Origin of the sequence: Paraburkholderia sp. BR14374 (genome assembly GCF_040948685.1) — a bacterium.
Taxonomy (GTDB): Bacteria; Pseudomonadota; Gammaproteobacteria; order Burkholderiales; family Burkholderiaceae; genus Paraburkholderia; species Paraburkholderia youngii.
This window is the reverse complement of record NZ_JBFPKF010000004.1, coordinates 97,368-116,473: the sequence shown is the minus strand read 5'-3', so window position 1 is coordinate 116,473 and position 19,106 is coordinate 97,368. Positions and strand designations below refer to the sequence as shown.

Annotated in this window: 14 protein-coding genes and 1 pseudogene; 2 read left to right on the top strand and 13 right to left on the bottom strand. The window is 59.5% G+C overall.

Features of this window, described 5'->3' with window-relative positions; translation table 11 throughout:
- Positions 1-67: 67 nt before the first annotated feature.
- The 9 genes from adhP to AB3X86_RS10695 all read right to left on the bottom strand — a co-directional run bounded on the left by adhP (position 68) and on the right by AB3X86_RS10695 (position 11,325).
- A complete protein-coding gene (gene adhP, locus AB3X86_RS10735) occupies positions 68-1,093 on the bottom strand; it encodes an alcohol dehydrogenase AdhP (RefSeq protein WP_368595942.1) in 1,026 nt (341 codons plus the stop codon).
- A gap of 98 nt (positions 1,094-1,191) precedes the next feature.
- On the bottom strand, positions 1,192-1,866 hold the full coding sequence (locus tag AB3X86_RS10730) for a TetR/AcrR family transcriptional regulator (RefSeq protein WP_368595941.1): 675 nt from the start codon (positions 1,864-1,866) through the stop codon (positions 1,192-1,194).
- A 22-nt stretch (positions 1,867-1,888) separates the two neighbouring features.
- Positions 1,889-2,752: a 4Fe-4S dicluster domain-containing protein gene (locus AB3X86_RS10725; protein ID WP_368596307.1), complete on the bottom strand. Its 864-nt coding sequence runs from the start codon at positions 2,750-2,752 to the stop codon at positions 1,889-1,891.
- A gap of 11 nt (positions 2,753-2,763) precedes the next feature.
- The gene (locus tag AB3X86_RS10720) at positions 2,764-5,742 is read right to left on the bottom strand and encodes a molybdopterin-dependent oxidoreductase (RefSeq protein WP_368595940.1); all 2,979 of its coding nucleotides are present in this window, start codon (positions 5,740-5,742) and stop codon (positions 2,764-2,766) included.
- 225 nt (positions 5,743-5,967) lie between these two features.
- Positions 5,968-6,705: an OmpW family protein gene (locus tag AB3X86_RS10715; protein WP_368596306.1), complete on the bottom strand. Its 738-nt coding sequence runs from the start codon at positions 6,703-6,705 to the stop codon at positions 5,968-5,970.
- 287 nt (positions 6,706-6,992) lie between these two features.
- Positions 6,993-7,232 (bottom strand): hypothetical protein, encoded by a 240-nt coding sequence (locus tag AB3X86_RS10710; protein ID WP_368595939.1) that lies wholly within the window; start codon positions 7,230-7,232, stop codon positions 6,993-6,995.
- A 55-nt stretch (positions 7,233-7,287) separates the two neighbouring features.
- Complete coding sequence (locus tag AB3X86_RS10705; RefSeq protein WP_368595938.1) at positions 7,288-9,267, bottom strand: acyl-CoA synthetase; 1,980 nt, start codon at positions 9,265-9,267, stop codon at positions 7,288-7,290.
- Positions 9,264-10,220, bottom strand: coding sequence for a fumarylacetoacetate hydrolase family protein (locus tag AB3X86_RS10700; protein WP_368595937.1), 957 nt, complete (start codon positions 10,218-10,220; stop codon positions 9,264-9,266). The genes AB3X86_RS10705 and AB3X86_RS10700 overlap by 4 nt, the downstream gene beginning before the upstream one ends.
- A gap of 34 nt (positions 10,221-10,254) precedes the next feature.
- The gene (locus AB3X86_RS10695; protein WP_368596305.1) at positions 10,255-11,325 is read right to left on the bottom strand and encodes a VOC family protein; all 1,071 of its coding nucleotides are present in this window, start codon (positions 11,323-11,325) and stop codon (positions 10,255-10,257) included.
- A 263-nt stretch (positions 11,326-11,588) separates the two neighbouring features.
- Between AB3X86_RS10695 and AB3X86_RS10690 the strand changes: the two are divergent.
- Positions 11,589-12,208: pseudogene (locus AB3X86_RS10690) on the top strand (TetR/AcrR family transcriptional regulator).
- 374 nt (positions 12,209-12,582) lie between these two features.
- Here the strand turns inward: AB3X86_RS10690 and AB3X86_RS10685 are convergent.
- From AB3X86_RS10685 to AB3X86_RS10675, 3 genes are read right to left on the bottom strand one after another with little or no spacing between them, the layout of a single operon-like run.
- Positions 12,583-12,918: an NIPSNAP family protein gene (locus AB3X86_RS10685; RefSeq protein ID WP_368595936.1), complete on the bottom strand. Its 336-nt coding sequence runs from the start codon at positions 12,916-12,918 to the stop codon at positions 12,583-12,585.
- Complete coding sequence (locus tag AB3X86_RS10680; protein WP_368595935.1) at positions 12,912-14,621, bottom strand: FAD-dependent oxidoreductase; 1,710 nt, start codon at positions 14,619-14,621, stop codon at positions 12,912-12,914. The genes AB3X86_RS10685 and AB3X86_RS10680 overlap by 7 nt, the downstream gene beginning before the upstream one ends.
- Before the next feature lie 21 nt (positions 14,622-14,642).
- Complete coding sequence (locus AB3X86_RS10675) at positions 14,643-15,476, bottom strand: SDR family NAD(P)-dependent oxidoreductase (protein ID WP_176106316.1); 834 nt, start codon at positions 15,474-15,476, stop codon at positions 14,643-14,645.
- A 112-nt stretch (positions 15,477-15,588) separates the two neighbouring features.
- On the opposite strand from AB3X86_RS10675, the gene AB3X86_RS10670 reads away from it, so the two are divergent.
- Positions 15,589-16,494, top strand: coding sequence for a helix-turn-helix domain-containing protein (locus AB3X86_RS10670; protein WP_368595934.1), 906 nt, complete (start codon positions 15,589-15,591; stop codon positions 16,492-16,494).
- Here AB3X86_RS10670 and benC read toward each other — a convergent pair.
- Entirely contained in the window at positions 16,463-19,063 is a 2,601-nt protein-coding gene (gene benC / locus AB3X86_RS10665) for a benzoate 1,2-dioxygenase electron transfer component BenC (protein WP_368595933.1), read from the bottom strand. The genes AB3X86_RS10670 and benC overlap by 32 nt on opposite strands.
- Positions 19,064-19,106: the final 43 nt, after the last annotated feature.

Below are 19,106 nucleotides of genomic sequence, written 5' to 3'. Positions count from 1 at the left end.
TTGGTCAGCGATGAACCCTCAACTGGATGAGCACGGCGCGCGATATCGGCACCAGGCAGTGGCTCATTCAAAGTTCAGTGAGTACGATGCGGCCGTCGACCTTGCCTTCGCGCAATGCGGTGAACACTTCGTTAATGTTCTCTAGCCGCTCGTGGTGGATATGTGCGCGCACTTTTCCGTCGGCCGCGAATTCGAGCGATTCCTGCAGGTCGCGACGCGTGCCCACGATGGAACCGCGAACCGTGATGCCATTCAGTACCGTGGAAAAGATCGGCAGCGGAAAGTCGCCGGGCGGCAGGCCGTTCAGCGCGACGGTACCGCCGCGGCGCACCATGCCGAGCGCTTGCGCAAACGCACCGCGCGAGACAGCGGTCACGAGAACGCCATGTGCGCCACCGATCTGTTTCTGGACCTCGCTCGCAGGGTCGGACGTCGAGGCGTCGATGGTGATTTGCGCGCCGAGTTTGCGCGCAAGTTCCAGCTTGTCGGGCGCGACATCCACGGCAACGACATGCAGACCCATCGCGACGGCGTACTGGACCGCGACATGACCGAGGCCGCCGATGCCCGAGATGGCGATCCACTGACCGGGCCGGGTGTCCGTGACCCGAATGCCTTTGTATACGGTGACCCCGGCGCAGAGGATTGGCGCGATTTCGTCGAACGCGACCCCGTTCGGTAGATGACCTACGTAGTCCGGATCGGCGACCACATATTCGGCGTAGCTACCGTTCACGGAATAGCCGGTATTCTGCTGCTCGTGGCAAAGCGTCTCCCAGCCAGTCTGACAGTATTCGCAGTGACCGCATGCGGTATAGAGCCACGGCACCCCAACGCGGTCGCCTTCCTTCACGTGCGTGACTCTCGCGCCAATCGCCGCGACATATCCGACACCCTCGTGACCAGGGATGAACGGCAGCCGAGGCTTGACCGGCCAGTCACCATCGGCGGCATGAAGATCGGTGTGGCAGACCCCGGACGCCTTCACGTTGACGAGAATCTGACCCGCAGCGGGCGCAGGAACCGCCACTTCTTCTATCCGCAGCGGCTCGCCGAAGGCATGGACTACCGCAGCTTTCATGAATTGAGCCATCAGTCGCTCCTCAGTGAGTTTGTGATGCTCACGAGTATCCTCGCCAGGCCCGCTAGTGCTTTGCGATAGATCAACGTTAGCCTCCGTAACGTATTGATCTAAGAGCGTAAGTGGAAGCGGACTATCGCACCGGTTTCATCCAGCGACTCGGGTTTCTCCGGTACCGGACCGGACGAAGTGCAGGAAAACAAGGCCGCCATAATGGCTCGGATCGCCTGGTCCGTCATCTCTTCCGGATTGCACAGCCGGAAGAAACGCAAACCGTCGCAGAGGCTGAGGAGGCCCACCGCGAGCGCCTCAGGTTGAGCAGGCCGGCCGCCGTCGCCTGGACGCGCGCCTGCGCACAGACACGCGGCCAGCTTCGCCAGCTTCCTTTGCCGCAACCCGGTGACCCGCTCCCGAACCGTGCTATCGCGCGACGAGAGAAGGCCCGCTTCGACCCACAGCGGGAAGCAATCATTGTCGAATTCAGCGCAACTCAGACGCGCGAGTGCGCGAACCTTTTCCTGGTGCGACGCGCCAGGCAATTCGATGATCGCCTGCCAGTCCGCACACGTCTTTTCTACATCGCGTTGCAGCAATTCGAGTAGCAGTTCCTGCTGGCTGCTGAAGTTTGAATAGAAGGCGCCACGCGTGTAACCGGCCGCTTCGGCGATGTGTTCCACACTCGTCGCGGCCAGGCCCCGCTCGATGAACGAACGGCGCGCTGCGTCGAGCAGGCGCTCTCGCGTCTGCTCTTTTTTGCATGCGCGTGTCACGCGTACCGGTTTCATGGCTGGACACACAGCGCCAGCATCAGTCGACTTCAACCGCATTCGTCGACTGCACGAGGCCGATCTCGCCGACATACACGCTCTCGCCCAACACGCATTCGCGCGACGCATTGCCCAGCGCATGACGAATCTCGATCCGATAATGGCCGCTATCTTTGATGAGCCGCGAGAACCGGAAGTCGCCGAACGCGTCGGTTACGGTTTCGGCCACTTTCCGACTGCACCAGTACAACGCAACGGCCGCATCTGCGACACACTCGACGACCTGCCCCACCTGCGCGCTGACACTGCCGCCGATAAAGCAGGTTTCCCAACGATCGAGGCCGCTGTACCAGACGCGCGGACTGGTTTTTAGCCTCGGTTCCAGAACCTTGAGTCCTTCCCGTCTTGCCTTCTCTGCCATCGCGGCGTCATCGAGCCTCACGGTTTCGAAAACGCCCGTTGGGCAGGACTGTTCGCATCGCGGGTGCTGCCACCCCTGATCCAGCAGATGGGCATCGAAGATCCATGTCTGCGGCAGTTGCAATGCTTCATTCCATACGATCGCCTTGTATGGACAGGCCTTGACGATGTCTTTTCTGCCCCGCGCCTTGTCCGGATCAATGATGACGATGCCGTCGGCGCGCTTGCGGATGGCGTCGCCGCCTACACGCATGCATGGTGCCTCGTCGCAGTGATTGCACATGACCGGCAAGTACGTCGTCTCGACCATGTGCGAATCGCCTTGCACGCGGCGCATGATGCGAATGCTGCTTTCGGCATTGGCCGAAGCCGGTGCCGAGTACCCGGGAAACTCGTTGCCAACGTGCTCGTCGCGCGCGGCGATCACGCAGTTCTGGCAGTTCTCGCAGCGCCCGACCTTGATAACCAGATTCCACTTGCTCATGGCGTTTCTCCTCACGCTGCACGACCGAGCAGGAACGCATCGGCGCCTTTCCATTTTTCGACCTGCACGAGGCATGAGTTCGGACTCATGCTGCTGGTGCCTGCCGTTTGCGAGCGGTCGGGCGTGAGCATGTTCATGCAGCCGCCAATCTCGACACGTTCGCCGTTTACTTCGATCATCTGGAATTCCGCGCTCGCCTCGTATGACTTGACGACGCCTGGGGTCAACAGAGCAGATACATCAGCCGCACAGATTACGGCGCCGCGGTCGTTGTAGACCTTGACGAGGTCACGATGAGCAATGCCCCGCGCGGCCGCGTCTGCGAACCCGAGCCTCAGCAGCCAGAAGCGATGCCCGCCGATCAGCGCACGATGATCCTCGACGCTGTTGACTGACGAATTTTTGCCGTCGCAATGGGTATGAAAACTGTAGCGGCTGTGAGTTGCGATTAATTGCAGCGGATAGCGCCCGGCCCGCTCGCAGCGCAGACCTTCCCACGACGGGATATACCGGTTCAGTGCGGGCCGCTCGGGGTTGTCGGCGGTGTGCCGCTTCAGCAACTCGGGTATGAACTCGAGCTTGCCGCTCGGCGTCTGCAGGCCCATGCCGAATTTTTCGGCGTGCTGCGACGGCATCGGATGCGGTTCTTGCAGATCCTTGCGACGCCCTTCCGCGAACCAGCGCATGTCCACGGGATGGCGCAATTCCGGCTTTTCGGGCGGTACGACGAAATAGCCCTTGCGGCAGAATTCGCGCCAAGAAACGTGATCGGGCAGATCCGCCGATTCGTATACTCGCTTGACCCAATCGAGTTCGCCGCAGCCCTCGGTGAAGACACCGCCAAGACCAAGACGGGTCAGAATGGCGGCGAAGATATCGTAATCCGAGCGGGATTCGCCCAGAGGCTCGATGCACTTGTGCTGCATCGTCACCATACGATGATTGACGGTGTTGAAGCCATGATGCGCGTACCCACCCGAATTCGACCACTCGCCGATGTCCCATCGCTCGAGCGACGTGCAGGCCGGCAGAATGATGTCGGCGAACTGCGCCTCCCCTTCCATCCAGATCGACTGGTTCACCACGAACTCGATGCTGGGATGTCGATAAGCATCGGCCCAGCGTCCGGACTTCGTGACGGTGCTGAAGGAAGAGCCACCATAGCGATAGATCATGTGGATCGGTGAATAGCCCGGCATCGGGTAGCTGAACGGCGCGAACTGCGCTTCCTGAGACATACCGTCCCACAGGTATCCCGTCGCATGGCCGTTGATGATGGCATCGGGTAGCTGCTGCCGCGGGACCATCTGTTTGACGGGATTCATCGTCAGGATGTGCGGCATGCGCTGATAGTTGTTGACGGCATTGGCGGTCCACGCAAGGTCGCCGGACATCCCGCCGTCCGCGTAGCCCGGGAAATAAAAGTGGAGGTCGTGCGGAGCACCCAACTGCAGACACCCAAAATTGACGCCCGGCTTACCCCACCCCTGCATCGCCATCATCATGATCATGCAGCGCGCCCATTGCGCCCCGGTCGCGCCGCGTCCTGCCCCGCCGAAGCCCGCGCCTGTCATGCCGACAGAGAGATAGACCTTCTTTTTTCCCCACAGGCGAGCGAGCGCCCGTACATCCTTCGCGGGCACGCCGGTCTCGGACTGTTGCCATTCGGGCGTCTTCGCCACGCCGTCCGTATCGCCCAGCAGATACGCGCGCCACTCGTCGAAGCCGGTCGTGCGGTTGGCAACGTAGTCCTCGTCGTATAAGCCCTCCACGGCCCAAACGTACATGATCGCGGTCGCGAGAGCTGCATCGGTTTGCGGTCGAATGGGAATCCAACGCCCGCCCAGCAACTGCGCGGTCGGATTGCAGTGTGGGTCGATGTGAACGAACTCGATGCCCAGTTCTTTGGCCCACAGGCGCCGCGGCGTACCCTCGAAGCCCGCATACGCCCCGTTAGTGCTTTCCGGATCGGAAGACCAGAAGACGATCATTTCCGCCTCCTTCAGGCAGTCTTCAATGCCGCCATAGCCTGATGGCACACCGACGCGCATCGAATTGCCGAAGTGATGCATCGCACCCCAGTACCAGCCTTCCCAGCTGTCCGGATTCGCGGCAACCCGAGTGAAGCCGATCAGATTGGCAAAGCGGGTGAGCGCGCTGAGGTAGTAGCCGATGTTCCCCCACTGATGATGCGACGACATGGGGAACGTAATCGAGCCGGGACCGTGAACACGCTTCTGCCGGTTGATTTCTTTCGCGACGATGTCCAGCGCCTCGTCCCAGCTGATCTGCACGTAGCCCGACTTGCCGCGGTTCTGCGGATTGCGCTCGCCATCAGGGTCGAAATCAACCCGCTTCAACGGATGAAGAATCCGCTTTTCGGAATAGACAAGCGACTTGATCGCCAATGCGTGCGGTGCAACGAGGCCTCGCCGTGGTGGGCTGAAGCGGCGCCCGCGCGCCTCGATTTCCCAGCTGGCAGCGTCCCTGGCGTCCAGATCGATGGGCGTCACCCGAACGATGCGACCATCCTTCACGTACACGAACAATGGGCCACCGTTCGTGCAGGTCGTGTACCGGCGTGTGCCGTCCCGCATTGGCGTGCCCATCGGCAGTCCAATGGTTTGCATCATACTGAGCGTTTGCATGAACCACACCAGCAGTTCATCGTCGCCTTCCGTCACCACCTTGAAGTTCTTTGCCGCATGAATAATTTCAGCATGGTCCTGCCGTGGGGAAAGGAATTTCAGGGCCGTGCCGACGTCTTTGAACAGAATGCTCACGTCGGCTTGCCAACCTGTGCAAGCGCGCGATCGGATGCGACCGTTCCTGATTTCGACGACGCGGCCGAGGCTCCGGTCCATCAGCCCGATCTGGGCGACGATGTTCCGCTCCTTGAGGCGCTGACGATAGGCGGGGAAACGGCGTGCCGTCAGGTCGAGTACTTTGGGCAGCGCGAACAGAATCGATTTGAGCACTTGTCGCTTCATCGTTTCACCCGAATTGGAACATTGAAGCAGGAGATGGCCAGAACGCGTGCGCAACCGTTACTGCCGCGCGCGCGACCGGACCCGTACGCCGCAGCGTTACGACCTTCGGGGCGTCATCAGCGTGTTTCGAAGCGCCGCATTCGCTCACTTTGTCGTGCATTTGAACCTCTAAACTGGTTGAACGTGTTGCACCGTGTCCGGCGCCTGAAACGCTGTCCTTTGTGGTTAGAAGGTATAGGCGACATTCAGGAAGACATTTACGGGATTGAGACGGATCGTCGATGTCGAAACGATTTGCGTCCCTTTAGCCGTAGTCCCGTCCAGCGTAAGGTGAGTCTTTACAGGAACGTAACCGACGCTGGCACCCACGGACCAGTGGTTAGTGATCGCGTAATAAGCCCCGATCTCGAATACCGGATTCCAGGACGAACTGAGGGATCCGTGCGCCGACCCACCTGGACCGAGACTGTCAGTGACAAACTGACTGTTCGTCGTGCGCACCTGGGTGAACCAGGTATAGTTCACGCCTAGCCCAATGAAAGGGCGGAACTTCGACTGGGCGGAAAGCAGGTGGTATCGAAAGACAAGCGCGGGTGGAATCGGCCGCGTCGAGCCCAGAGTGCCATACTTCGCGAGCGCGCCATCCCCGACCAGATCCACCGTGAGCGGGAGTCCGATGAGCGTCGCAACCCCGATGTGGTCGGTGACGTAGTACTCGGTCGTGATCCCCATTGTGTCCGTGGACGTCGCGTGCGCCCCCGTACCGGGCAGTTGCTGATTCACTGTCATTCCACCCACGCTTTCCACGGTCAGCGGCGTTGCACTACTCTGTGGCGCGACGTGGAGCCATCCGGTCGCCACGGTGAAGCTCCCTGCCGTCTGCGCATTCGCGTTACCAGCAAGCGCGGCCGCGCCGAGGCACACCGCAAAACCAGCGGATCGAACCGTTCTCCTGTCTTTCATCACGTGTCTTCTCCTGTCTCATTGGCTGAATACTTTTTTCTCGCCTACCGGTCAGGGCGCTGCATGGGGCGCCCGTGACCGCCTGGTGTCGGCATGGCTCTCGTTCGATTGCATCGAACGACATCAGGCCCGCTTCTTATGCAGTCGTACTAAATTAAATGACGCGCTTTCGCGCGTCTCTTATGATGCCTTCCACCGCGCTTCTTCTTCGTGCCGCCAGAAACAGCGTCCGGTTACAGGTCTATGCCTGGCATGAGATTCCGACGCGATCTCGATAACCGGTTATGTCAGTGAACGCGCATTGACGGGCGCGCAGCCTCCGGCGGGAAGACCCGCCACGAACCATCGGAATGCCGGAAGAAGAACAGGCCGACCCTTTCCCCCGGCAGAACCAGTTCGATGTGTACGTAGACTCCCTGATTCGACTGCGCGCGACCCGATCGGGTAATCCGCAGCGGCGTTGCCGAAATGGGACCGAGCCATTTTTCAACAAGCGATCGCAAAGTCGTTTCCGATTCAATGCCCATCTTCCTCTCCAACCCAAAGCCACCGCTCTGGCTCGACAACCCATGCCACTGGCGGTTAGGCGTGACCCGCGTTACCGCCTGGGCTCGCCGCGACGGACAGCGAAAAACCGAATGGAAAGCGCCCGAGCGTCGCGCGCGCCAGTCCATCGAGCTCGGCGCTGTTAAGCTCGACATGAGCCGTCAGCCCGCGAGCGCTGTCTTCGACGATGCTCACCGCTGCATCGTTGATGCCGGCTTCAACGAGTGCGGATCGCAATGCGTCCGCCATTTCTCGCCATTTCAGCGCCGGCTTGTAGATCTTGCCGACGCCTGTCAGCGGCATCGTATCGATGACGCGGATTGCCTTTGGAAGCGCAGCCCGCTCGCTGATGCTGGCGCGCAGAAATGCGGCCAGTTCCGCTTCGGTTGTCGTGACGCCTGATTTGAGCTGGACATACGCAACCGGCAACTCGCCCGCATGCGCGTCGGGCCGGCCCACCGCGGCGGCGATCTGTACCGCCGGATGACGATGCAAGGCTTCTTCGATAGCCGCAGGGTCGATGTTGTGGCCACCCCGGATGATCAGCTCCTTTTTCCGGCCAGTGAGCCAGAAGTACCCGTCGGCATCGCGGCGCCCGAGATCGCCGGTATTGAGCCAACGTTCGCCGTCGCCAAGGTCCATCCAGATCCCACTGTTCTGCTCTGGCCTGGAATATCCAACGAACACATTCGGTCCGGAGATCACCAGCTGGCCGACTTCATCTGCCGCGCAATCTCGTGTATACCGGCCGGCCTCATCGGCCACTACGACCTTCATTGCCTGACCCGGAACGCAAAGGCCAATCGAGCCCGCCCTGCGTTCGCCAAGCGGTGGATTAACGCTGCTCACGCAGGCGCCTTCAGTGAGTCCGTAGCCTTCGAGGATTTGGATCCCCGTGCGATGCTCGAAATTGCGAAGCAATTCGACTGGCATCGGCGCGGCACCGCACAGCCCATACTCGAGCGAACTGATATCGTGCTCGCCAATAGGAACCTCGAGCAGTGACCCATAGAGCGTTGGCACCCCGCTGAAGAAATTGATGCGGTAATGTTCAACGATTTCCCAGAAGCGCTTTACAACACCGTCGCCGCGATATCCTTGCGGCGTGCCGAGAACGACATGAGCGCCGCGCGAAAACGCCAGCAGACCTGTCACCATCACGGCATTCACATGAAAGAGCGGCAGTCCGCAAAATATCGTTCTACCCGGACCGATGCTTTCGCCGAGAAACCGCCCCGTGTTCCACGCATTGGCAACCTCGTTGCGGTGCCGGCGCATCGCGATCTTCGGCAATCCCGTGGTGCCGCCCGTGCAGAAGCAGGATGAGATATCGTCGATCCGCGCCGAGGGCGAGTCGTCGAGCGATTTTCCGGACTCGCTCGCCATTGCGGTGCCATAATCATGGATCCGGATCTGCGCTGGAACCGCGCTGCGCACGCCGCCTTTGCCATGCAGGCTTGCGGTTTCGCCGCGTTGCAGGATCCGGGCTTCTAATCCTTTTTCTCCCGGTATCCGATCGGCCAGATTAACGAGCACCAGATCTTTAATGGCGGGGACGTGGTGCAACACCGCTTGCACTTTTTGCCATAGTTCAGTCCCGGGGAACGGCGCGAGCGTTACGAGCACGCTGGCACCCGATGCCTTCAACAACTCGCCGATGGCTTCGCGTTCAAGCAGCGGATTGATCGCGCAGACAATGCCCACCGCTTCGCCCCCCCAGATCACGAAGTGCGTTTCAGGCAGATTCGGCAGCACATAGGCGATGACGGCGTTCCTTTCCACGCCCAGTCGCGAAAACATGTTTGCAGTGCGCCTGATATCACGCAACAGGTCGCTGTACGTCCAGCACTCCGGGTTGGCATAGTCATCGGCTGTTCGAAAGAAGGAAAGCGCGGGCGCCGATGGATTGATGGCAGCGCCCCTGCAGATCATTTCGTAGGTGCTCGACGGCAGCTCCGGCGGTTGTCCCGATGCTTCGATAGCGAGAACATCCTGTCCTTTTGCGGCGTCTTTCATACTGCCTCTTCAACGACGACGTTTTGCTGCACGCCCAGATTGATGGAGCGGTCGAGGCTGACAATCCATGCCTCGACAACGTCTCCCACCTGAAGATACTGAGGCCTGTCCTCCTGCATCTTCAGGAAAAGCCGCCATTTTTCTTCTTCGGGCAACTGCGCCGCAGCGCGCTGCTTCTCCGGTGAAGGAATGCTCAGCGCACATCCAGATGGTGTGCCGGTTGCAAGGAGGTCACCCGTGCGCAGGTCGTGCACACGGGAAAGCTCAGTCAGAGTCTCTGCCGGGCCAAAGACAAGGCCAGCAGTAGTGTCGTTCTGGCGGACGGTTCCGTTGACCGTCAGCGTCAGCACGAGCTCTTTCAGTTTCGGAATGTCATGCTTCTCGAGTAGGCAAAGGTAAGGGCCGACAGGGCCAAATGTCCGAAAGCTTTTGCCCTTGTAAAACTGCATCTGCGGAATCTGGATATCACGCGCTGAATAATCGTTGACGATCACAACGCCCGCGATGTACTCGTGCAGGTTTTCCTCGGTGACAGTTTCAGCCGAGGTGATATCGCGTTTCAGCACGAGACCGAGTTCGATCTCATAGTCTAGGAATCGCACCGCGCGTGGTTTCACGATGGCCGAGTCCGCCGCAACGATGCAGCTCGGTGCCTTCGTGAAAATCATGTTGAATTTCTTGACGTCTGGGTCCATGCCGGACTCGATCATATGCTGGCGGTAATTCGCGCCCTGGCAGATGAACTGCTGGTCGGCGGTTATGGGCGACAGCCACTGCACCTCCGATTCGGGAATCGATGGACCGCTGAGTATCATGAGCCGCTCCACCGGATTGGCTTCGATGAACGCGGCGGTCGACTCGTACTCGCCTGGAATCGGCGTGATGGCGCCCTCCGCGACTACGCCCCATTGGGCACGGCCATGATGAAGATAATGCAGGACGTGAAGTGCCATTGTTCAATTCTCCGGATCAGTAGGGATGCCTGTTTCAGGCGAAAATCTTTGCCAGCGTTCGCAGCTTTCTCAGAGTCAGGTCAGGGCTGCGACGCAAGTTTCTGAAAAGCGCCACAACGCTCGTCGGCGTGAATCTGGGCTTCGTGAAGCTGCGCGGCATGGTCGGCCCCCACTGAGCCATTGCCTCCCGACTCACGGCATGAATTCCCGTCGGCTCATCGGACGTGAACAGGTCGCCGTCACAATAGTGTTCGTGCTTGTCGCCCCACGGGTCTTGCCAGTAGTCGAAAATCTGGCTGCCCAGGATATGTCGGCCGATCCCCCACGCGTGCGTCCAGCCACTGTCGCGCAAAACGCGCTGGCCCATACCGACCGCGTCCGCGTCGATGAGCTCGTAAGCGCTATGGCTGTAGGTCGCGGCGAATCCCTGAGCGAGAGCGAGCGTGTGATGATCGGCCGGATTGACGCCAAGATCGAGACGCATGAACGCGACCGCCGGCGAGCCGTCGGGAAGCACCTGCACGTCGCTAGGGATAAACCCGAAGTGCCGCGTGTACCAGGCACAGGTTTCCTGAAAGTCGGCGAGTTCGAGTACGACATGCCCTAGCCGGATGACCTCTGGAGCGCGCTCGGGCGGCCGCTGCGTATCGTTGACGCGAACGGTTGCATCGACGGAATTGAATGGCAACGGCAGACGGTGCGGCAACGCTGACGCGGGTGCCTGGCCCCATATCGCATCGATAGCGAAACCGGACGGGTCTGTCAGCCGCACCACGCAGCCGCCGGCCGGTAGCGCGGAGTTTTCTACCTCGGACGCACCCGGCAGCTTCGCCAGCGCATCAAGCTCCTCGCGGCTGCCGACTTGCAGGCCGAACCCTACAAACCGCGCTTTCGACGCCCTACGCACCACATAACAAAAATGCGAAGCGTCTGTCCCGCGCAGAAGGAGCAGCGCCTCGTCCCGCGATACCGTTCGAAGCCCAAAGTCGTTGAGAAAACGCTCCGCTTGTTCGAGGTCGGGTCGCTCGAATACCAGATAGGTCAATGCTGTCGCTTTTGCCGTTGGATGGGGATGACGAGCGGGCTGTGCAGTAGTCAGTTTCATGTCGGAATCTGAACAGGGGGGTCGCGATGGCCGATTCGGCTTCGAAAGACGCCTTACTGGCGGCATGCCCGCATCGGCGGGCGGGCAGGACAATGCGGGGCGCGCGCGATCCCGCCGTTTTTGGCTGCTGTCTCCATGGTCACTCCATCGGTTCTGTCGAATCGGTTGATCGAAGCCGTTGATGACATTAAACTCATCGGTGATGAATTTGTCAATATAGAGATTCGAATCTACTGCGCGGTATGCCCAGATCGGGAATCACGATGACCAACACGACAAATCGCCGGGCAGGCAAGCGTTCCACCGTTGCGGCGTCCGTCGCCACCGCTCCCGTTGCCGAAGAACGGGAGCCGCGGGGTGCGCGCCGCAAGCGTGGGACGCGAGCCCGCCTGCTCGACGCTGCTCTCAGGCTGAGAATCGAAGGAAGCGATCGATGCGACGCTTGTCGACAACGTGTTTGAAGAATTCACGAACATGCTCGATCGCCTTACAGGCGGCGTTCGGGCGAGCATGATCCCGTGTGGGGACGTTCTCTGATACGTGAAGGGTTTTCTGCACGCGCGATGAGCCGCGGACTCGGTCAGCGAGTGCTGCGCGACATCGGCAACGGGATTGCGGCGAAGCGGTTCGTGGTGGCGGACCCGTTCATCGGATTTCTCGCAGTGGGCGGCACGGTTTGTGTGCCATCGCCGCGGAGCTGAACTTCGTCGTGCCGGGTGCGAGCGCGGCGGGCGTGCTGACAGAACTGGGCTGTAGCGGCGAGCATTTTCCCGAGCGCACGGCAGCAATGTTGCTGCAAACGCTCGGACTGAAGCGCGCGGAGGCGGAAAAGAACGCTACCCGTCCATTGCCCACCGTCGAGCAAGCCGTCGATCAGGGCTGAGTTGAGTGTCCAGGCCGTTTTCCTCAAAGCAGATAACCGCCCTTTTCGCGCAGTGTGCAATTGCGGACAGGACAGTGCTTGCCGTCTCCGTGCACGGTCATCCAACCTGTACGGATGTTCACCGCGATGCGACCGCAGATCGAACGTGCACACCACGCGCTTCGCACCTGCTGGCACCGCCGAACACTTCGGAGGTCAACTGCTCACCGACGAGTTTTCTCCGGGTTATATGGCGCTCGTATAAGGCAGCGTTTTCTGTCAATAACGGTCAGTGGAACCTGCACTTCATCTAAGTTATACGGGGGCCCAGCCTGGACTCGTCCATTAATAAGTCGTATACCTTATTGCTTCACCAGGCCCCAGCTGCAATGCTGTTATTTTGCGACGCCGGACATCGATGCAGCGCGAATAAGCTGGGTCGTTTGCGCGGTAATCAGATGGCCCGACGCTGCCAGATACTTGGGGAAGTCCGGGTGTGTGTCACGGGCTCGACAACGGCGCTCGTAGTCGTCCAGATCCTCATAGCCCCACAAATGGGTGAACTGATTCTGTGGCCCAACCATCGAGGTCCAGAATCCCAAAGGATGGCCGAGCGTTTCGAGCAGAATCGGTATGGCCAATCGATTGAACACCTCCAGAAACTCCGGCATCTTGCGAAGTGCGATCGTGTACGTCCGGTGATCCACCAGCGGCTTTGCGAGATTTACCATGCGCCCTTCCCATTCACCTTGTCTGCAATCGTGTTGCCCGTGACGTAGCCAAACGTCATGTTCGGACCGTGGGTAATACCAGCGCCCGGATAAGCACCGCCCATTATTGACTTGCGGTCGTTACCCACTGCGTACAGACCTTCGATCTGCGAACCATCCTTACGCAGCACCTCGCCCGTGACCGCAGTTTCGATACCGTCGAATGTACCGAGGTCGCCCATCAGCACCTTGACCGCGTAGAACGGACCGTTTTGGACCGGTGCGACACACGGATTCGGCTTGTTTTCCGGGTCCGCCAGATAGCGGTTGAACGCCGTCGTGCCGCGACCGTATTGCATATCCTGGCCGACGACCGCGCCCTTGTTGTATTCAGCGACCGTCTTTTCCAGCGTGTCCGCGGTGATACCACACTGTTTCGCCAGATCACGCAGGGTCTTGCCCTTGATCAGGTAGCCCTTCTTGATCAGACCACCGGTCGGCATCGGTGCAGGCTTGACGTAGCCCAGACCGTATTTCGCCAGCGCATCCTTGTCGCAGATGAGCCACATCGCGGTTTCACGCTTGCCTTCGCATGCACGCATCAGTGCTGCACCAACGTCGTGGTACGAATTTGATTCGTTGGTAAAGCGCTTGCCATTGGACAGCACACCGATAATGCCAGGCTTGTAGCGGTCCAGCAGGTGCGGGAACACGCCGGTACGACCTCCACTGAGCGGCACCTTCGACACCGGCATCCATGCGCTGGCGTCGGCATAGCCCATACCCAGTGCTGCACCAGCCTTCTCGGCCATGTTGACGCCGTCACCGGTATTGCTTTCCGGCGTCGGGCTCAAGTGGGTGCCCCCATTCTTGACGTGCGGGTAGACTTGGGCCAGTCGCTTGAGGTCGTGAGGGAAGCCGCCTGCTGCTAGCACAACACCGTGCTTTGCCACGATCTGGACTTCACCGTCCGAGCCCACAGCGCGCACGCCCGTGACCTTGCCATTTTCGGTCAGCAAACCACGAACCGGCGTCGAGGTCATGATCGGAATGGCGAGCTTCAGCGCCGAGGCCGCGAGCCGTGCGGCCAGCGCATTACCACTCGTGACGTTGATGCCGCGACGATAGAGCGTCAGTTCCTTGACGTGTGTGGCCAGACGCTTTGCCACGTAGCAGAATGACTTGAAGCTCTTCGTTGCCTGAAAGAAATGCTTGAGGTCGGCATTGCTCGAATTGAACATCATGCCGATGAACGTGATCGTTTCGAGCGGCGGCTTCAGACGATTCATGTCCTTGCCGAGGCCACGAATGTCGTACGGCGCGGCCAAAATCGAGCGGCCGATATCCTGTCCACCTGGCTTATGCGGGTTGTAATCGGGATACATCGTGGGTACGAACTTCGTCTCGGTTTCCTTCTCGAAGAAGTCCACCATCTTCGCGCCGTTCTCGATAAAGCACGAGACAGCAGCGTCGTCGTAATTCTTGCCCGCTTCTTCCTGCAGGTACTGCTTGACCTTCTCTACCGAGTCCGCCTGATTCTGCTTACGGCCATAGTGGGAGAGCGGAATCCAGAGAACGCCGCCTGACAGTGCGGTTGTGCCACCGAACACTGCTTCCTTTTCCACGACCACAACATTGAGGCCGCGTTTCTTTGCAGTGATTGCCGTAGCAAGTCCGGCTGCACCGGAACCAACGACCACCAAATCGCAAGTTATCTTTGTCATGTCTGACTTCCTTGTTGTTGATTACTTTGCAGGCACGGCGTTGAAACCAGGACGTGGAACCTGGTCCATGAGCATGCAGTTCAGACCGCCATCGGTGAGAATCTCTGCGCCGTTGACGTAGGCCGCGAGGTCCGAGGCCAGGAACAGTGCGGGTCCTGCCAGATCTTCCGGTTCACCGATACGACGCGAGGCCACGACTTGCGCACGACGCTCTTCGAAACCCGGCTCTTCATAGAACTTGGCCGACAGTGCAGTACGGATCATGCCCGGGAGCACGCAGTTCGAGCGCACACCACGGGGGCCCCACTCTGCTGCCAGTTGGCGCGAGAGCAGGAGCACACCTGCCTTACCCGGCGAATACGAGCCGCTATTCGTTTGCGGATTGAGTGCTGCGATCGAAGCCACGTGAACGATGCTGCCCTTGCCTGCGGCCAGCATATCCTTGCCGAACGAACGAGCGCACAGCAGGTAGCCCGTCAGGTTCACGGACAGCGAGAGATTCCAGTCCTCGATCGAAACCGTTTCCAGCGAACCTGCGCGGAGCAAGCCCGCATTGTTGATCAGGGCGTTGACCGGACCCATCGTGGCACGCACATCGTCAGCGGCAGCGGCTACCGACTTCTCATCCGATACGTCGCAAGCGAAGGGCAATGCAACCAGACCCTCATCACGCAGCGACAAGGCTACGGCCTTCGCACCCTCGAAGTTTTTATCCACGAGAGCAACGTGGGCCCCCACGCGCGCGAACGCCTGTGCGATGCCGGCACCGATACCCGAGCCTGCGCCCGTCACGACAACGATCTTGCCATTCAGGTGCAGCCCAGGCTGTACCGGATTCTGGATTTCTTGACTCATATGGATACCCAACTTTTTTGGAAAGGTTGCTTCTATAGAGAATCGCTACGCCATTTGACACGCAGGCCAACTATGTGACAATGGACAAACCATTCAAATAACAGGACAAACCGTGAAACAGGAGCAAAATGCGATTTCGAACTTCGTGCTCTACGGAGCGGAGAGCAATGCACCTCATGACGATATGGTTCATTACGAGCCAATCTCACTACGTGCCAGTCTTTTCGACTTCGAAATCAAGCCTCACGTCCACCGTGCCCTCATCCAGGTTCTATACATCACCCACGGTGGTGGAGAGACCTCGATTGACGGCAGGACCTGGACATTTCAGGCCCCCTGCCTCATCGCGGTCCCTGCACAATCGGTGCATAACTTCCACTTCGCGAACGACATTGAGGGACACGTTGTTACGGCGGCTCAGCCAGCACTCGAATCCGTGATCATGGCCTTGGCCCCAGATCTACTGGAATTCGTTCGAACTCCGGCAGTTCTGTCGGGAATACTCAACCTTGACAAGGGCACCCCGCTTGAGACCGTTTTTCAATCGATCCGACAAGAGACGCTGGTAGACGCGCGTTGGCAGCTCGCTGCGGGTGCTGCACGGATGATCGCTTTATTCGTTAAGGTTGGACGTCTTAGCGAAAGTGCGAAACTGGCTGCGAATCCCGAGCAACGAACACTGGCCGACAGAATTGAAAAATTCCGCGCCCTACTCGACAGGCACTGTCGGGAACGTCGGGCAGTCGGTGAGTACGCCAAAGACATGGGCGTAACCACCGGCCAACTTTCCCGAATCTGCCATGCTGCATTTGGTACTTCAGCGATCGAGGCTATCGACGCACGTTCTATCCATGAAGCGAAACGACTACTCGGCTATTCAACGATGAGCGTGAAGCAAATCGCCAACGAACTAGGATTCCAGGATGAAGCCTACTTCGGCCGTTTCTTCCGCAAACAAGTGGGAGAACGGCCAACCGAGTATCGTTCTACTGCCCAGGAGCGATTCCTGCTGGGTTAGCGCCCGTGAGCTTGACAAACAACTGCTCCGGTCCCGAGTTCGTCAAGTTGTTGCCACGCACGTACTTGATTTCCTTCGTGGCATCGAGCGAGATCGAACCCACTTTCTGTGCCAGCGCACGCACCGACAGCAGCGTCTCCAGCTTCGCCAGCGGCATACCCAAGCATTTATGCATCCCGTTTCCGAAGCCCATGTGTGCTTCGTTATCGCGGTCGATGTTGAACGTCTCACCGTCCGGGAACTTGCGCGAGTCACGGTTGGCCGAGGACAGCAGCAGTCGAATGATCGAACCCTTCGGGATGTGAACGCCGGCGACCGTCGTATCAGCGGTCGTCACGCGGGACACGCGTTGAACGGTGCCACGATAGCGTGCCGTCTCTTCCACGAACTTCTCGCAGTCGTCCATGTTGGCGCGCAGTCGTTCGAGGTGGTGCGGCTGTTCGGCCATCATACGGAACGCGTTGGCCACCAGGATAGTCGTCGTATCGTGACCGGCGATGAACACGAACGAGCACAGCTCCTTTGCCTCTTTCTCGCTGAGCAGCCCGTCCTTCCACATGCGTGCGATGTGCGCGCCAATCGACTGGCTGTCCGTGTCCATGAGCTTCAGCATTTGGACGCGGAGGTATTCCCAAAAATCGTTAGCACTCTGCTCATCGGTACCGGTGCCCAGCGCGTTACGTGCAATACGCCCGAAGTACGAGAAGGTTTCGTCCGACCAGAACTTCATCTTCTCTTCGTCTTCTGCCGGAACATCCAGCATGGCCGAAATCGTGCGAATCGACAGCGGAATCGAGAAGTCTTGAACCACGTCGCCACCGCCCTTGGCGATCATCGCATCCAGCAGTTCGTTGGCACGTGCGGTCACCGCTTCAACAAACGGATCGATTGCCAGCGGCGTAAACGACGGTTGCAGAATCGTGCGCAGACGCGAGTGTGCTTCACCGTCAAACAGCGTGAGGAACGTGAGCGGCACCGGCTTCACCACTTCCGACGAGAACAGCTTCGTGTTACGGACGGCCTTGAACACGTCTTCGTAACGCGAGAGGAACCAGACGTCGGACGTCGTGGACTGGCAGCGCAGAACCGGTGCGTTTTCACGCATCCACTCGTAGTGAGCGTAGGGGTCGCCCTGCGAACCGTCGTCAACGACCTTGAATGGCTCCATACCCTCGGGCCACTTCAATTCATGCGAGTACGGGGGGAGCGCGGTCGCCGGCGCCTGGTCGATCATCGCGTGGAACGGGCAACCACCGGCCTTGGCTTCTACAGCCAGAGCCGACATAGCCCCGGAATCATGCTTCACGTGCCTGGCCAGCGCCTTCATCACGAAATCGTTTTGTGCGAATTCTGCGTACAGCTTGACCAGTTGATCATCGCCCGTTGCTTGAACCAGCGCCTTCTGTGCCGCTGCGAAGGCCCCGAACTTCTGGATCTGATCTGTGTTCAGGCGACCGAGCAGCAAGCCCAGTTCGAGAGCCCTGACCGCGTCCGAGGTCGAAACGGGCGCATCCACCACTTGCGATACGACTACAGAAGCCGCAGCCGGAGCAGCAGCTTGTGCAGGCGCCGCCGTAGCGAATTTTTCATAATGGAAACTCGTCGGATTCACGTTCTGGTCCTTGAGATACTTGCTTACTGCATCGACCATCGCGGGCGGCCCGCACAGGTAGATATCGACTTCGCCGTCATTGATTTGAGCGGCCTCGATGTGATCGGTGACCCAACCCTTACGCGGGTGAGCACTCGTCTTGTCCGCGATAACCGTTGCGTACGTGAAACCGGGGATCAGCTTCGCGTATCTTTCGAGTTGATCAACGCACACCAGATCGTTGTCCGTATTCACGCCCAGAATCAGGTGAATCGGATACTTGCTGCCGCCGCTCTTCAGGACCTCGTCAAGCATCGACAGGAACGGTGCGAGCCCCGTGCCACCGGCCAGCATCAGGACCGGACGCCCGATTTCACGCAGATAGAAACCGCCGTATGGACCCTTGAACTCGATCGCAGCACCGACCTTCGCCTTCTCGGCCAGCCACGTGGACATCAGGCCTTGCGGCACATTGCGCACCAGGAACGAGACGTCACGGTCTTGGGGCCCTGAGGAAAATGAGTAGCTGCGCGTCTGATCCGTGCCCGGAACCGTCACGTTCACGTATTGACCGGCCTTGAATTCGAGACCAACACGGTCTTCGAGTTTGGCGGCGAATGCAATGGTGCTTTCCGAAACGCGCTCGATCGACGTCAGACGGCCTTGGTGCATGCGAGCGCTCTTGCCCGTCGAGCTCGACGCGATCTGGATCACGCAGTCGGACTTCGGGCTCATCTGGCAGGTCAGGACTTTGCGCTGGGCCAGCTCTTCCGCGCTGATGGCTTCATCCGTGCAGTCACCCGTCGTGTATTCGCCCGATTCGCACACGGCCTTGCAGGTACCGCACACGCCGTCACGGCAATCGAGGGGAATATTGAGTTTGGCGCGAATCGCGGCGTCGGTAATGCGCTCGCCGTCTTCGCAGTCGATAAGCCGAGTTACGCCGTCTTCAAAATTGAGGGTGATCTGATAGACCATAGTGCGCTCCGTGTGCTGAACCGAACGGTCAGACTGTTTTTTA

Excerpts from the sequence above, each read along its gene's own strand:
- AB3X86_RS10710 (WP_368595939.1), bottom strand. The coding sequence starts at position 7,232 with ATGGGCATTGAATCGGAAACGACTTTGCGATCGCTTGTTGAAAAATGG.
- AB3X86_RS10680 (WP_368595935.1), bottom strand. The coding sequence starts at position 14,621 with ATGACAAAGATAACTTGCGATTTGGTGGTCGTTGGTTCCGGTGCAGCC.
- AB3X86_RS10685 (WP_368595936.1), bottom strand. The coding sequence starts at position 12,918 with ATGGTAAATCTCGCAAAGCCGCTGGTGGATCACCGGACGTACACGATC.
- AB3X86_RS10725 (WP_368596307.1), bottom strand. The coding sequence starts at position 2,752 with ATGAGCAAGTGGAATCTGGTTATCAAGGTCGGGCGCTGCGAGAACTGC.
- AB3X86_RS10695 (WP_368596305.1), bottom strand. The coding sequence starts at position 11,325 with ATGAAACTGACTACTGCACAGCCCGCTCGTCATCCCCATCCAACGGCA.
- AB3X86_RS10715 (WP_368596306.1), bottom strand. The coding sequence starts at position 6,705 with ATGAAAGACAGGAGAACGGTTCGATCCGCTGGTTTTGCGGTGTGCCTC.
- AB3X86_RS10705 (WP_368595938.1), bottom strand. The coding sequence starts at position 9,267 with ATGAAAGACGCCGCAAAAGGACAGGATGTTCTCGCTATCGAAGCATCG.
- adhP (WP_368595942.1), bottom strand. The coding sequence starts at position 1,093 with ATGGCTCAATTCATGAAAGCTGCGGTAGTCCATGCCTTCGGCGAGCCG.
- AB3X86_RS10700 (WP_368595937.1), bottom strand. The coding sequence starts at position 10,220 with ATGGCACTTCACGTCCTGCATTATCTTCATCATGGCCGTGCCCAATGG.
- AB3X86_RS10730 (WP_368595941.1), bottom strand. The coding sequence starts at position 1,866 with ATGAAACCGGTACGCGTGACACGCGCATGCAAAAAAGAGCAGACGCGA.
- AB3X86_RS10720 (WP_368595940.1), bottom strand. The coding sequence starts at position 5,742 with ATGAAGCGACAAGTGCTCAAATCGATTCTGTTCGCGCTGCCCAAAGTA.
- benC (WP_368595933.1), bottom strand. The coding sequence starts at position 19,063 with ATGGTCTATCAGATCACCCTCAATTTTGAAGACGGCGTAACTCGGCTT.
- AB3X86_RS10675 (WP_176106316.1), bottom strand. The coding sequence starts at position 15,476 with ATGAGTCAAGAAATCCAGAATCCGGTACAGCCTGGGCTGCACCTGAAT.